This is a genomic window from Escherichia sp. E2748, assembly GCF_005781125.1.
Taxonomy (GTDB): Bacteria; Pseudomonadota; Gammaproteobacteria; order Enterobacterales; family Enterobacteriaceae; genus Escherichia.
Map to the genome: position 1 here is coordinate 185965 of NZ_VATP01000008.1, position 13587 is coordinate 199551.

General features: G+C 52.0%; 14 protein-coding genes. 8 read left to right on the plus strand and 6 right to left on the minus strand.

The genetic code is table 11. The features are described 5' to 3' along the window. Positions 1-9: 9 nt before the first annotated feature. Genes FEK42_RS09995 through FEK42_RS10005 form a run of 3 tightly spaced genes read left to right on the plus strand, consistent with a single transcriptional unit; the run spans position 10 to position 2776 of the window. Positions 10-363 carry a DUF2620 domain-containing protein gene (locus FEK42_RS09995; protein ID WP_000719728.1) on the plus strand — a complete coding sequence of 118 codons (354 nt, stop codon included), beginning with the start codon at positions 10-12 and terminating at the stop codon, positions 361-363. An 11-nt stretch (positions 364-374) separates the two neighbouring features. Then, positions 375-1679: a YhfT family protein gene (locus tag FEK42_RS10000; RefSeq protein WP_130208943.1), complete on the plus strand. Its 1305-nt coding sequence runs from the start codon at positions 375-377 to the stop codon at positions 1677-1679. An 11-nt stretch (positions 1680-1690) separates the two neighbouring features. Next, positions 1691-2776, plus strand: a complete 1086-nt coding sequence (locus tag FEK42_RS10005) for an aminotransferase class I/II-fold pyridoxal phosphate-dependent enzyme (protein WP_138211821.1) — start codon at positions 1691-1693, stop codon at positions 2774-2776. Between the two features lie 107 nt (positions 2777-2883). Here FEK42_RS10005 and FEK42_RS10010 read toward each other — a convergent pair whose 3' ends face one another. From FEK42_RS10010 to tsgA, 6 genes are all read right to left on the minus strand, one after another. Further along, positions 2884-3051: a YhfL family protein gene (locus tag FEK42_RS10010; RefSeq protein WP_064527562.1), complete on the minus strand. Its 168-nt coding sequence runs from the start codon at positions 3049-3051 to the stop codon at positions 2884-2886. Positions 3052-3327: 276 nt separating this feature from the next. Further along, positions 3328-4701, minus strand: a complete 1374-nt coding sequence (cysG, locus tag FEK42_RS10015) for a siroheme synthase CysG (RefSeq protein ID WP_135493043.1) — start codon at positions 4699-4701, stop codon at positions 3328-3330. Between the two features lie 18 nt (positions 4702-4719). Further along, the gene (gene nirC, locus FEK42_RS10020; RefSeq protein WP_135493042.1) at positions 4720-5526 is read right to left on the minus strand and encodes a nitrite transporter NirC; all 807 of its coding nucleotides are present in this window, start codon (positions 5524-5526) and stop codon (positions 4720-4722) included. A 126-nt stretch (positions 5527-5652) separates the two neighbouring features. Then, positions 5653-5979 (minus strand): nitrite reductase small subunit NirD, encoded by a 327-nt coding sequence (nirD, locus tag FEK42_RS10025; protein ID WP_000084764.1) that lies wholly within the window; start codon positions 5977-5979, stop codon positions 5653-5655. Next, a complete protein-coding gene (gene nirB / locus FEK42_RS10030; RefSeq protein WP_000049201.1) occupies positions 5976-8519 on the minus strand; it encodes an NADPH-nitrite reductase large subunit in 2544 nt (847 codons plus the stop codon). The genes nirD and nirB overlap by 4 nt, the downstream gene beginning before the upstream one ends. Before the next feature lie 261 nt (positions 8520-8780). Next, positions 8781-9962 carry an MFS transporter TsgA gene (gene tsgA, locus FEK42_RS10035; protein WP_130208935.1) on the minus strand — a complete coding sequence of 394 codons (1182 nt, stop codon included), beginning with the start codon at positions 9960-9962 and terminating at the stop codon, positions 8781-8783. Between the two features lie 264 nt (positions 9963-10226). On the opposite strand from tsgA, the gene ppiA reads away from it, so the two are divergent. The 5 genes from ppiA (at position 10227) to argD (ending at position 13564) form a co-directional block, all read left to right on the plus strand. Further along, the gene (ppiA, locus tag FEK42_RS10040) at positions 10227-10799 is read left to right on the plus strand and encodes a peptidylprolyl isomerase A (protein ID WP_064527557.1); all 573 of its coding nucleotides are present in this window, start codon (positions 10227-10229) and stop codon (positions 10797-10799) included. Positions 10800-10903: 104 nt separating this feature from the next. Continuing rightward, positions 10904-11071, plus strand: a complete 168-nt coding sequence (locus FEK42_RS10045) for a YhfG family protein (RefSeq protein ID WP_000736860.1) — start codon at positions 10904-10906, stop codon at positions 11069-11071. Then, positions 11061-11663, plus strand: coding sequence for a putative adenosine monophosphate-protein transferase Fic (locus FEK42_RS10050; protein ID WP_131161827.1), 603 nt, complete (start codon positions 11061-11063; stop codon positions 11661-11663). The genes FEK42_RS10045 and FEK42_RS10050 overlap by 11 nt, the downstream gene beginning before the upstream one ends. 31 nt (positions 11664-11694) lie before the next feature. Beyond that, a complete protein-coding gene (gene pabA / locus FEK42_RS10055; protein WP_135408026.1) occupies positions 11695-12258 on the plus strand; it encodes an aminodeoxychorismate synthase component 2 in 564 nt (187 codons plus the stop codon). An 85-nt stretch (positions 12259-12343) separates the two neighbouring features. Then, positions 12344-13564, plus strand: a complete 1221-nt coding sequence (argD, locus tag FEK42_RS10060) for a bifunctional acetylornithine/succinyldiaminopimelate transaminase (RefSeq protein ID WP_135410777.1) — start codon at positions 12344-12346, stop codon at positions 13562-13564. The last annotated feature ends 23 nt before the right edge of the window (positions 13565-13587 follow it).

Consider the following 13587-nt stretch of genomic DNA (forward strand, 5'->3'; position numbering starts at 1 on the left):
GACAGACTCATGAAAAAGATTGGCGTTGCAGGCTTACAGCGTGAGCAGATTAAAAAAACCATTGAAGCGACGGCTCCAGGCTGTTTTGAAGTTTTCATTCACAACGACATGGAAGCAGCGATGAAAGTGAAATCCGGGCAACTGGATTACTACATCGGCGCGTGTAATACCGGTGCGGGCGCGGCATTGTCGATTGCTATCGCGGTGATTGGTTATAACAAAAGTTGCACCATTGCCAAGCCGGGTATCAAAGCGAAAGACGAACATATCGCCAAAATGATCGCCGAAGGGAAAGTGGCGTTTGGGCTTTCCGTTGAGCACGTCGAACACGCGATTCCGATGTTGATTAACCATCTGAAATAAAAGGCACGACTATGGATCTGTATATTCAGATTATCGTGGTGGCGTGCCTGACGGGTATGACATCGCTTCTGGCGCATCGCTCGGCGGCTGTTTTTCATGACGGCATCCGACCGATCCTGCCGCAACTGATTGAAGGCTATATGAACCGTCGCGAGGCGGGGAGTATCGCTTTTGGTCTGAGCATTGGTTTTGTGGCCTCGGTGGGGATCTCTTTTACCCTGAAAACCGGGCTGCTAAACGCATGGCTACTCTTTCTTCCTACCGATATCCTCGGCGTACTGGCGATAAACAGCCTGATGGCGTTTGGCCTTGGCGCTATCTGGGGGATATTGATCCTCACCTGTCTGTTGCCAGTAAACCAGCTGCTGACCGCGCTACCGGTGGATGTATTAGGTAGCCTGGGGGAATTAAGCTCGCCGGTGGTTTCAGCTTTTGCACTGTTCCCACTGGTGGCGATTTTCTACCAGTTTGGCTGGAAGCAAAGTCTGATCGCCGCCGTGGTTGTGCTGATGACCCGTGTGGTAGTCGTGCGCTATTTCCCGCATCTCAATCCGGAATCCATCGAAATCTTTATTGGTATGGTGATGCTGCTGGGGATCGCGATAACTCACGACCTGCGTCATCGTGATGAAAATGATCTTGATACAAGCGGACTTTCCGTCTTTGAAGAGCGTACGTCGCGGATTATCAAAAATTTACCCTATATCGCCATCGTGGGGGCATTGATTGCCGCCGTTGCCAGCATGAAGATTTTTGCTGGTAGCGAAGTGTCGATCTTCACACTGGAGAAAGCATATTCCGCAGGCGTAACGCCGGAACAATCGCAAACGCTGATCAATCAGGCGGCACTGGCGGAATTTATGCGTGGGCTGGGGTTTGTGCCGTTGATTGCCACCACCGCGTTAGCCACCGGCGTATATGCAGTTGCGGGCTTTACCTTTGTTTATGCGGTGGGCTATCTCTCGCCGAATCCGATGGTTGCAGCGGTATTAGGCGCAGTGGTTATTTCGGCAGAAGTCTTGCTGCTTCGTTCGATCGGCAAATGGCTGGGGCGCTACCCGTCGGTGCGTAATGCGTCGGATAACATCCGTAACGCCATGAATATGCTGATGGAAGTGGCGCTGCTGGTCGGTTCGATTTTCGCAGCAATTAAGATGGCGGGTTATACCGGATTCTCTATCGCGGTTGCCATTTACTTCCTCAACGAATCCCTGGGCCGTCCGGTACAGAAAATGGCGGCACCGGTCGTGGCAGTAATGATCACCGGCATCCTGCTGAATGTTCTTTACTGGCTTGGCCTGTTCGTTCCGGCTTAAGGAAGGCATTGATGAAGACGTTTCCTCTGCAAAGCCTGACGATTATTGAGGCGCAGCAAAAGCAGTTTGCGCTGGTGGATAGCATTTGTCGCCATTTCCCCGGCAGCGAGTTTCTTACTGGCGGTGATTTAGGGTTAACTCCAGGTCTGAATCAACCGCGTATTACCCAACGGGTGGAGCAGGTGCTGGCTGATGCATTTCACGCACAGGCCGCGGCGCTGGTGCAGGGCGCGGGGACTGGAGCAATTCGCGCCGGGCTGGCGGCTTTGCTCAAACCGGGGCAGCGTCTTCTGGTGCATGACGCGCCTGTTTATCCGACGACGCAGGTCATTGTTGAGCAGATGGGGCTGACGCTTATCACTGCTGATTTCAATGACCTGGCGGCACTTAAGCAGGTCGTCGAAGAGCAACAACCGGATGCGGCGCTGGTACAGCATACGCGCCAGCAGCCACAGGACAGCTACGTGCTGGCAGATGTGCTGGCAACGTTGCGCTCGTCTGGCGTTCCAGCGTTAACCGATGACAACTATGCGGTGATGAAGGTAGCGCGAATCGGCTGCGAATGCGGGGCGAATGTTTCGACATTCTCCTGCTTCAAGCTGTTTGGGCCAGAGGGTGTTGGCGCGGTGGTAGGTGATGCCGATGTTATTAGTCGGATTCGCGCCACGCTTTACTCCGGCGGCAGCCAGATTCAGGGTGCTCAGGCGCTGGAAGTGTTGCGTGGGCTGGTGTTCGCGCCTGTAATGCATGCGGTGCAGGCGGGCGTTTCTGAACGGTTGCTGGCTTTACTTAACGGTGGTGCGGTGCCGGAAGTTAAAAACGCCGTCATTGCTAATGCGCAGTCGAAAGTATTAATTGTGGAGTTTCATCAGCCGATTGCCGCCAGGGTGCTGGAAGAGGCGCAAAAGCGCGGCGCGTTGCCTTACCCGGTGGGTGCGGAGTCGAAATATGAAATCCCGCCGCTCTTTTACCGCCTTTCCGGAACGTTTCGCCAGGCGAATCCACAATTAGAACATTGTGCGATTCGCATTAATCCGAATCGTAGTGGAGAAGAGACGGTGCTGCGGATTTTGCGTGAGAGTATTGCCAGCGTTTAATCGTTGTGAATGACGTTTTCGGAGTTAATACAAAAACAAATACGCCCTCAGGTAATCCCGAGGGCGTCAGGTAATTAAATCAGCGTTAGCTAATTTCAGTCAGAGACTTACTGTGCAGTAGGACCGCAGCCGCCAATGATTTTAGAAATAGAAATTGCCGGGTGCAGCAGGTAGTCGTAAGAGCAGTTCTTTTCACGGTTTTCAATATGACCAGTACATGCAGTTAATGTTGCCAGGACTGCACCAACCAGTGCCACTTTAATAAACTTGTTCATTTTCATTCCCTATGTAAAATATATCGAGTAATATTCATTGATTATGTGAATATAAGCAAACAGCTCGCTAAAGACGATACAGGAATATTTATTGTGCGTCAGTGAACGGACTATGAATATTATGCTTATATTTGTAAGCCGCTGTAACTGCAGGGCGTTATTAAAATAAATTAGTTAAAAGTTTGTTTTATGTATGCTGAAAATAAACATTAATATAAGTATGTTTGTAAATAAAAAAAGGCCAGAAATATCCGGCCTTAGTTAATTTTTTTTAAATTAATGGTTAGAGAACCAATTTAATTTATTGCGCAGGCCAACGACCCGACCAATAATAATTAATGATGGGCTGTTCATTTGTTGAGCCAGTTCACCTAGCTGCGCGAGCGTACCGTCAATCACGCGTTGCGTGACCGCCGTGCCGTTTTCAACAATCGCCACTGGCATTTCGCCTGGCATTCCGTGTTCAATCAGCTTTTGCTGAATAGTCGCGGCCTGATTCAGCCCCATATAGAACACCAGCGTCTGTTTTTCTGCCGCCAGATTTTCCCAGTCCAGCTCGCCACCGGTTTTTAAGTGTCCGGTAATTAAGCGTACGCTCTGAGCATAATCGCGATGCGTAAGTGGAATACCCGAATAGGCAGAGCAACCAGAAGCTGCGGTAATACCCGGAACCACCGAGAACGGAATACCCGCGTTGCACAGTGTTTCCAGCTCTTCGCCACCACGGCCGAAAATAAACGGATCGCCGCCTTTCAGACGCACTACGCGTTTGCCTTTTTGCGCTTCCCGCAGCAGGATCTGGTTAATCTCTTCCTGCGGTACGCAGTGGTATCCCGCGCGTTTACCGACGAAGACACGATCCGCATCTCGACGTACCAGATTCATAATATCGTCAGAAACCAGACGGTCGTATACCACCACATCAGCCTGCTGAATTTGTTGCAGACCTTTCAGAGTCAGCAGCCCGGCATCGCCCGGACCTGCGCCAACCAGCACCACTTCACCACGATGATCGAGCGGTTCGTTGATTAACTGTTCGGTGGTTTCAGTAATGGCTTTCTGATCGTTGTTTGCCAGCGACTGCGCCAGGCGGTCGTTAACGAACAATTTTTCCCAGAAACGGCGACGTTCACCCATCGTGGCGAACTGTTGTTTGACCCGACTGCGTAACTGCCCGGCATATTTCGCCACCTGGCCCAGATGCAGCGGCAGCAGTGATTCAAGTTTTTCGCGCAACAGTCGCGCCAGAACCGGAGAGGTCCCGCCAGAGGAGACCGCTACCATTAGCGGTGAGCGGTCAATAATCGACGGCATAATAAAGCTGGCGGCTTTCGGCGCATCGACCACGTTACAGAAGATACGACGAGATTCAGCAGCTTCGCTGACACGCTGGTTAAGCGCGTCATCATCCGTCGCTGCAATCGCCAGCCAGCAGGTGTCGAGAAGGCTTTCATCAAATGGCCCTTCGACGAGGGTTAACATGCCTGCATCTGCCCATGCGGTGAACTGTGGAATAAACGCTAATGCATTCACCGTTAAGCGAGCGCCTGCGTCTAACAGCAACCTTGCTTTGCGTTCCGCGACATCACCACCGCCGACAATCAGACAGTCGCGATCGCGTAATTGGCAAAATATAGGCAAATGATCCACGTAAAAACCCCTTAGTAATTAACCGGCAGCCGTTTCAGTTTGATTAAATTTGTCCGCAATCGGACGATTCGCTTTCGGCGTAGCATACCAATAACCCAATCCCATGAATACGGCGCCCGATAAAGTATTACCCAGCGTCACCCACAGCAGGTTATGACCGATACCCGCCAGCGTGTAGACCTCGCTGTGGTTGCCGAACCAGGAGAGCGCGAACAGCGTCATGTTAGCGATGGAGTGCTCATAGCCGGACGCGATAAATGCCAGCAGACACCACCAGATAGCGATAAACTTCGCCGCCCCTTCAGTGCGCAACGCCATCCAGATTGCCAGGCAAACCAGCCAGTTACACAATGCACCTTTGAAGAACAGTACCATTGCCGGTGCGGTGGTTTTAGCCAGCGCGACGGAGTGAACGATGCTGGTATCTACCGGCAGCAGGCTACCACCGCCCCAGCTATAGAGCATGGCAACAAAGACGGAACCGACCAGATTACCCAGCCAGGTTTGCGGCAGGATTGCCCACATTTGCCCGTGGCTGATGGTGCCCGCTTTCACCCCAAAGGTGAGGAACATTGTGTGTCCGGTGAACAGTTCAGAACCGGCGATAATCACCAGCGTTAAGGCGATACCAAAAGTCGCGCCCATCACCAGAGGACGTATGGACGGATCGAGCAAATTACCGAGCGTGAAAATCAGGATGATCCCAAGACCCACATACGCGCCCGCCATGGCGGAGCTGACCCAAAAGCCGAGCGGGTTATTTGCCGACAGGCGAGCAATGCGCGCAGCATTAGCCGCACACTTATTAATAGTGTCTGTAAACATTTGATTATCCTTTAAAAAAATAAAAACAAAAAGTAAAACAAAAAGTTTAAAAAATGTCCTGCAATATACCGAAGGTCATTACAGGACAATGCAAAAAGGGGAGGCATTGCGCCTCCCGTTAAAACATTAACCGCGTAGCTGTACCACGCCGTCTTTCACTCGTGCTTCGTAATGCTTGACGGAAAACTGCTCGTCTTCCATGCACAAGCCGTCGCTTAAGCGAAAACGCTGTTTTTTCAGCGGGCTGGCGACCCACAGCTCGCCCTGGTGTTCCGCAATCAGCCCGCGTGACAGCACGCTGGATTCGAAGAACGGATCGATGTTGCTGATCGCAAACACCTGATCGCTGTGATACGGGCGGAAAATCGCGACCTGCTCGTCACCTAACAGCGCGCAGACGCCGGTTTCAGGCAGGATGTCATCGATTTTGCAGATGTCTTTCCACTGGCTCATGCGTTGTCCTCCACCAGAGTTACCGGGATACGTTCATACGGCGTTGCCGGACGGTGCTGTTCGCGCTCTGGCACCATCTGCACGTTCGGGTCACGCTTGTCGCTGTTGATGAAGTGTTTGAAGCGAGTCTGCGCAGACGGCGTGTTGACCGTTTCAGTCCACTCACACACTACCGCTTCACGCAGGCGCGCCATCTCTTCTTCCAGATGTGCGTTCAGCCCCAGTTTGTCGTCAATGATCACCGCTTTCAGGTAATCAATGCCGCCTTCGAGGTTTTCTAACCACGGTGCGGTACGCGTCAGTTTGTCGGCGGTACGGATGTAGAACATCATGAAGCGGTCGAGGTATTTGATCAGCGTTTCGCGATCGATATCCGCCGCCAGCAGATCCGCATGACGCGGTTTCATACCGCCGTTACCGCAAACGTACAGGTTCCAGCCTTTTTCAGTGGCGATAATACCCACGTCTTTACCCTGAGCTTCTGAACATTCACGGGTACAGCCGGAGACACCGAACTTCATTTTGTGCGGAGTACGGATGCCTTTGTAGCGGTTTTCCAGTTCCACGCCGAGGCCGACGCTGTCGCCAACGCCGTAGCGGCACCAGGTGCTACCCACGCAGGTTTTCGCCATACGCAGTGCTTTCGCATAGGCATGACCGGTTTCGAAGCCTGCTTCAATCAGCTGACGCCAGATCTCCGGCAGATCGTCTTTTTGTGCGCCAAACATCGCCAGGCGCTGGGAGCCGGTGATTTTGGTGTAGAGATTAAATTCACGCGCGATACGACCCACTGCCATCAGCCCTTCCGGGGTGATTTCACCGCCCGGAGAACGCGGGATCACCGAGTAGGTGCCGTCTTTCTGGATGTTAGCGAGGAAGTTGTCGTTAGAATCCTGCAGCGGAGTATGTTCCGGCTTCAGAATGTATTCGTTCCAGCAGGAGGCCAGCAGCGAACCGACGGTCGGTTTACAAACTTCACAACCGTAGCCTTTGCCGTGTTTCGCCAGCAGTTCTTCGAAGGTTTTAATGCCTTCAACGCGGATCAAATGGAACAGTTCCTGACGCGAATAAGCAAAGTGTTCGCACAGGTTGTTGTTAACTTCGATGCCCTGTTTCGCCAGTTCCGCGTTCAGTACCTGAGTGACCAGCGGGATACAGCCACCGCAGCCAGTACCCGCTTTGGTTTCGGCTTTCAGCGCCGCAACGGTGTGGCAGCCTTTGTTGATGGCAGCAATCAGATCGCCTTTGGTGACGTCGAAGCAGGAGCAGATTTGCGCGCTGTCCGGCAGTTTATCAACACCGATAGACGGCTTACCGCTACCAGAGTGCGCTGGCAGGATCAGGGAATCCGGGTTTTCCGGCAGCTCGATAGCGTTCAGCACCAGTTGCAGCAGGTTACCGTAGTCGCTGGTATCGCCCACCAGTACCGCGCCGAGCAGGGTTTTGTTGTCTTCGCTGACAATCAGGCGTTTGTAGATCTCTTTGCTTTCGTCGAGGTAAACGTAGCTACGTGCGCCAGGCGTGCGACCGTGTGCATCACCAATACCGCCTACGTCTACGCCCAGCAGTTTCAACTTGGCGCTAAGGTCAGCACCTTCAAAGGCGTTTTCGTTGCCGAGAATGTGGTCAACGGCGACCTGCGCCATTTTGTAGCCAGGTGCGACCAGACCAAATACACGGTTGTTCCAGCTTGCGCATTCACCGATGGCGTAGATATCCGGATCGGAAGTCTGGCAGGAATCATTAATGACGATACCCCCACGCGGAGCTACGTCCAGACCACACTGGGTTGCCAGCTTATCGCGCGGACGGATACCGGTAGAGAAGACGATAAAGTCAACTTCCAGCTCGCTGCCGTCGGCAAAACGCATGGTTTTACGCGCTTCAACCCCTTCCTGCACAATCTCAAGGGTGTTTTTGCTGGTGTGAACGCGTACACCCATGCTTTCGATTTTGCGACGCAGCTGTTCGCCGCCCATCTGATCAAGCTGTTCTGCCATCAGCATAGGGGCAAATTCAATAACGTGGGTTTCAATACCTAAGTTTTTCAGCGCTCCAGCGGCTTCCAGACCTAACAGGCCGCCACCAACAACGGCACCGCGTTTGCTGCGACGGGCGCAGGATTCAATGGCGTTGAGGTCTTCAATGGTGCGATAGACAAAGCAGTCCTGAGTATCAGAACCTTTGATTGGCGGGATCCACGGGTAGGAACCGGTCGCCATGATCAGCTTGTCATAAAAAACGGTACGCCCGGCGCTGGAGTGGATCACCTTCTCCTGACGGTTAATGGTGATAGCGCGTTCGCCGACCAGAACTTTGATGCCGTGTTTCTCGTAGAAGCCTTCGCGCACCAGCGACAGCTCTTCGGCGGTGTGGTGAGAGAAGTAAGACGAGAGGTGTACGCGGTCATAAGCGATGCGCGGTTCTTCACAGAAAACGGTAATATCAAAGTTGGCCGCATCAGATTTATCAAGAAGATCTTCGATAAAGCGATGGCCGACCATACCGTTACCGATAATTGCGAGTCTGACTTTGCTCATTTTTGCCTCGATTTCTTTTTTATTACCGCCTACCTTAACGATTCAGCAACCCCGCTTATTGATGTAAATCAAATTCACCTTTATATACTCCTTAAGTGGTATATTGCTGATTTGTATAAATTTTCTTAAGTCACGGAATTGTCTGATATTTCATGTTTGTGTAAAAAATACACAAAATGAAAGGTTTTATAGAGATGAAGGCACGTTGCGGGGGAAGAGAAGAAAAGGCCGGACGACGATAGCGCCGCCCGGCATGAGCAATTAATGAGAGGTCAGGGTGTTGTGCTGACGGTGACGGCTGACGAAACCTAACAGGAAGCACATCACGAATACAACAGCGTACAGACCGTTTGCAGTGAGCAGTGCTGCCTGTGGACCGCTATGTTCAACAATCGGTCCGGTAACCACAAAGGTCAACATGGTGCCGATGGTCCCGCAGGTCAGGACAAAGTTAACCAGTTTTGGCGATGGTACTTTGGTCTGCTGTGAACCCAGGGTGATGATGGTGGTATAGATCGCGCTGGAGAAGAAGCCCAGAGCGAGAATTGACCACGCCATATGTGCCGGTGTTCCGGTGTTAAAGACATACATCAGAATCGCAGCCAGACCAGCCAGTACGGTCAGAATGCGTTGCAGATCAAAGAAGCGAAGAATAAAGCTGAATGCCCACATGCCAACCATGTAAGACATCCAGAAGTTGCTTACCAGCGTACCCGCATCGTTCAGGCTCATGCCCAGACCTTTGGCATATTCCGGCACCCAGGAGATAAAACCTAACTGACCGAGGATGTAGCACAGTGCCGCAATGGAGAGAAACAGCACGCCGATCCCCCATTTTTCTTTCGCTACCGGAGCGTCAGTTTTTGGCGCATGTTTACCCAGTGCCGGGAACTCACAGCCGAAGGTCAGAATAAAGATAGCGACGTACACCAGCCCGATGCAGGCATAAACCCAGTACCACTCAATGCTGCGTGCCAGCAGATACGCGGCAATCATCGGGAAAATCATCCCGGCCATGCTGAAGAAGGAGTCGGTAAATAACAGGCGGGAACCGCGCTGACGCCCTTCATACATTTGCGTTATCAGGAACGTACCAATCGACATGGTGATGCCGCTAACCACCCCGAGAATGAACATCGCCGCCGAGAACAGCGCCAGGCTGTGGCTGAACATCAAACCGGCAACCGCCAGCACCATCAGGAGAAAGCCAAAACGTAACTGCGTTTTCAACGGGACGATTTCCATCAGCCAGGCGTTGAGGAAGATAGAGATTAAAATGCCGGCATTGAGGAAGGTGAAGGTATTACTCATACTGGAAACAGGCAGATTGAAATAATCGGCGATGTTTCCCATCACCATCCCGGTGACAATAACCAACGCACCGGTCAGTGCGTAGGAGAGAAAGCTAATCCATGTGAGCTTGATGCGATTGCTGTTAGTCATGATTGGCCTGCGTTAAAAGATAAAATGGCATAGTGGATATGCTGCGAGCGGGCGATTTTAGGTGATTTTGTGATCTGATTAAATATTTAATTGCAAACGGTTGCTAATTTGCAATATTTAAAGTGATTCTCATCACGAAATATACGTGATCATCAGGTTACATATATTTCAAGTGCGTAAAATTAGGTAAAGGAATGGCCTTGTCATTGAAGGCTATTTAGAATCTCTCCACTTGCTTTTTTTCTGCTCTGTTAAGGAAATCTCATGTTCAAATCGACCCTGGCAGCTGTTGTAGCTGTTTTCGCTCTTTCTGCTCTCTCACCTGAAGCAATGGCAGCGAAAGGGGATCCGCACGTATTGTTAACAACCTCTGCTGGTAATATCGAACTGGAGCTGGATAGCCAGAAAGCGCCAGTATCAGTGCAAAATTTCGTCGATTATGTGAACAGCGGCTTTTATAACAACACCACTTTTCACCGGGTGATCCCGGGCTTTATGATTCAGGGTGGTGGATTTACCGAGCAGATGCAGCAGAAAAAACCGAATCCGCCGATCAAAAATGAGGCTGATAACGGTCTGCGTAACACCCGTGGCACCATCGCGATGGCGCGTACCGCCGACAAAGACAGCGCCACCAGCCAGTTCTTTATCAACGTTGCCGATAACGCCTTCCTCGACCACGGTCAGCGTGATTTCGGTTACGCGGTATTTGGCAAAGTGGTGAAAGGCATGGATGTTGCTGACAAGATTTCCCAGGTCCCAACCCATGATGTTGGCCCGTACCAGAATGTGCCGTCAAAACCGGTAGTTATCCTTTCCGCTAAAGTCCTGCCGTAATGATTTCTCGCGCGGGTAATCTTGCCCGCGCCTCTGCTCTCCCGGCGTAACCTGGATTTGCCGCTTATACTTGTGGCAAACGGACACGTTCAGGGAGGCATCAAGTGAAGAAACTCACCGATAAGCAAAAGTCCCGTCTCTGGGAGCTTCAGCGTAATCGTAATTTCCAGGCCAGCCGCCGCCTTGAAGGCGTCGAGATGCCATTAGTCACTCTTACTGCCGCAGAGGCTTTAGCACGCCTTGAAGAGCTGAGGAGGCACTATGAGCGATAAATTCGGCGAAGGGCGCGATCCGTATCTTTATCCTGGCCTTGATATCATGCGTAATCGGTTGAATATCCGCCAGCAGCAGCGGCTGGAACAGGCTGCTTACGAAATGACGGCGCTGCGTGCTGCGGCCATTGAGCTTGGTCCGCTGGTGCGCGGTTTACCGCATTTGCGCGCTATTCATCGCCAGCTTTATCAGGATATTTTCGACTGGGCGGGGCAACTACGCGAAGTCGATATTTATCAGGGCGATACGCCGTTCTGCCACTTTGCCTATATCGAAAAAGAGGGCAATGCCCTGATGCAGGATCTGGAGGAAGAAGGTTATCTGGTTGGCCTGGAGAAAGCGAAGTTCGTCGAGCGGCTGGCGCACTACTATTGTGAAATCAACGTTCTGCATCCATTCCGTGCGGGAAGCGGTCTGGCGCAGCGGATCTTCTTCGAACAACTGGCGATTCATGCCGGATATCAACTGAACTGGCAAGGTATTGGTGAAGAGGCCTGGAATCAGGCGAATCAGAGTGGGGCAATGGGTGATCTTACCGCGCTGCAGATGATATTTAGCAAAGTGGTAAGCGAAGCCGGGGAATCTGAGTAAAATAGCGCGGTTCTTTCGTACCGGAGCCGCCATGATCCTGCTTATTGATAACTACGATTCTTTTACCTGGAACCTCTACCAGTACTTTTGTGAACTGGGGGCCGATGTGCTGGTTAAGCGCAACGATGCGTTGACGTTGGCGGATATTGACGCCCTTAAACCACAAAAAATTGTCATATCACCCGGCCCCTGTACGCCAGATGAAGCCGGGATCTCCCTTGACGTTATTCGTCACTATGCCGGGCGCTTGCCGATCCTTGGCGTCTGCCTCGGTCATCAGGCGATGGCACAGGCTTTTGGTGGCAAAGTTGTGCGCGCCGCAAAGGTCATGCACGGCAAAACCTCGCCGATTACACATAACGGTGAGGGCGTATTCCTGGGGCTAGCGAATCCACTCACTGTGACGCGCTACCATTCGCTGGTGGTGGAACCTGACTCATTACCAGCGTGCTTTGACGTGACGGCCTGGAGCGAAACCGGGGAGATTATGGGGATTCGCCATCGCCAGTGGGATCTGGAAGGTGTGCAGTTCCATCCAGAAAGTATTCTTAGCGAACAAGGACATCAACTGCTGGCTAATTTCCTGCATCGCTGATTTCTGATTGCTATCAAGTGATTTTTTATGCATATTTTGTGATTATAATTTCACATTGATTTATGCGTAACAGGGTGATCATGAGATGGCAATTGAACAAATAGCAATTACACGCGCGACTTTCGATGAAGTGATTCTGCCGATTTATGCTCCGGCAGAGTTTATTCCGGTAAAAGGTCAGGGCAGCCGAGTCTGGGATCAGCAAGGCAAAGAGTATGTCGATTTCGCGGGCGGGATTGCGGTAACGGCGTTAGGCCATTGCCATCCGGCGCTGGTGGAAGCGTTAAAAACCCAGGGGGAAACTCTGTGGCATATCAGCAACGTTTTCACCAATGAACCGGCGCTGCGTCTTGGGCGTAAACTGATTGAGGCGACGTTTGCCGAACGCGTGGTGTTTATGAACTCCGGTACGGAAGCCAACGAAACCGCTTTTAAACTGGCGCGTCACTACGCCTGCGTGCGTCATAGTCCGTTTAAAACCAAAATCATCGCCTTCCATAGCGCCTTTCATGGTCGCTCGTTGTTTACCGTTTCTGTGGGCGGGCAGCCAAAATATTCCGACGGCTTTGGGCCGAAACCGGCAGATATTATCCACGTGCCTTTTAATGATCTTCACGCAGTGAAAGCGGTGATGGATGACCATACCTGCGCGGTGGTGGTTGAGCCTATTCAGGGTGAGGGCGGCGTGACGGCGGCGACGCCAGCGTTTTTGCAGGGCTTGCGTGAGTTGTGCGATCAGCATCATGCCTTGCTGGTGTTTGATGAAGTGCAGTGTGGAATGGGGCGGACTGGCGATTTGTTTGCCTATATGCACTACGGCGTGACGCCAGATATTTTGACCTCTGCGAAAGCCCTGGGCGGCGGCTTCCCGATTAGCGCCATGCTGACCACGGCGGAGATTGCTTCAGCGTTTCATCCTGGTTCTCACGGTTCCACCTATGGCGGTAATCCACTGGCCTGTGCAGTCGCGGGTGCGGCATTTGATATCATCAATACCCCTGAAGTGCTGGAAGGCATTCAGGCGAAACGCCAGCGTTTTGTTGACCATTTGCAGAAGATCGATCAGCAGTTTGATGTGTTTAGCGATATTCGCGGCATGGGGTTGTTGATTGGCGCGGAGCTAAAACCTCAGTACAAAGGTCAGGCGCGTGATTTTCTTTATGCGGGTGCCGAGGCTGGCGTAATGGTGCTGAACGCTGGGCCGGATGTGATGCGTTTTGCGCCATCGCTGGTGGTGGATGATGCGGATATCGATGAAGGGATGCAACGTTTCGCCCACGCGGTGGCGAAGGTGGTCGGGGCGTAAATAAGACGCGTCATCGTCGCATC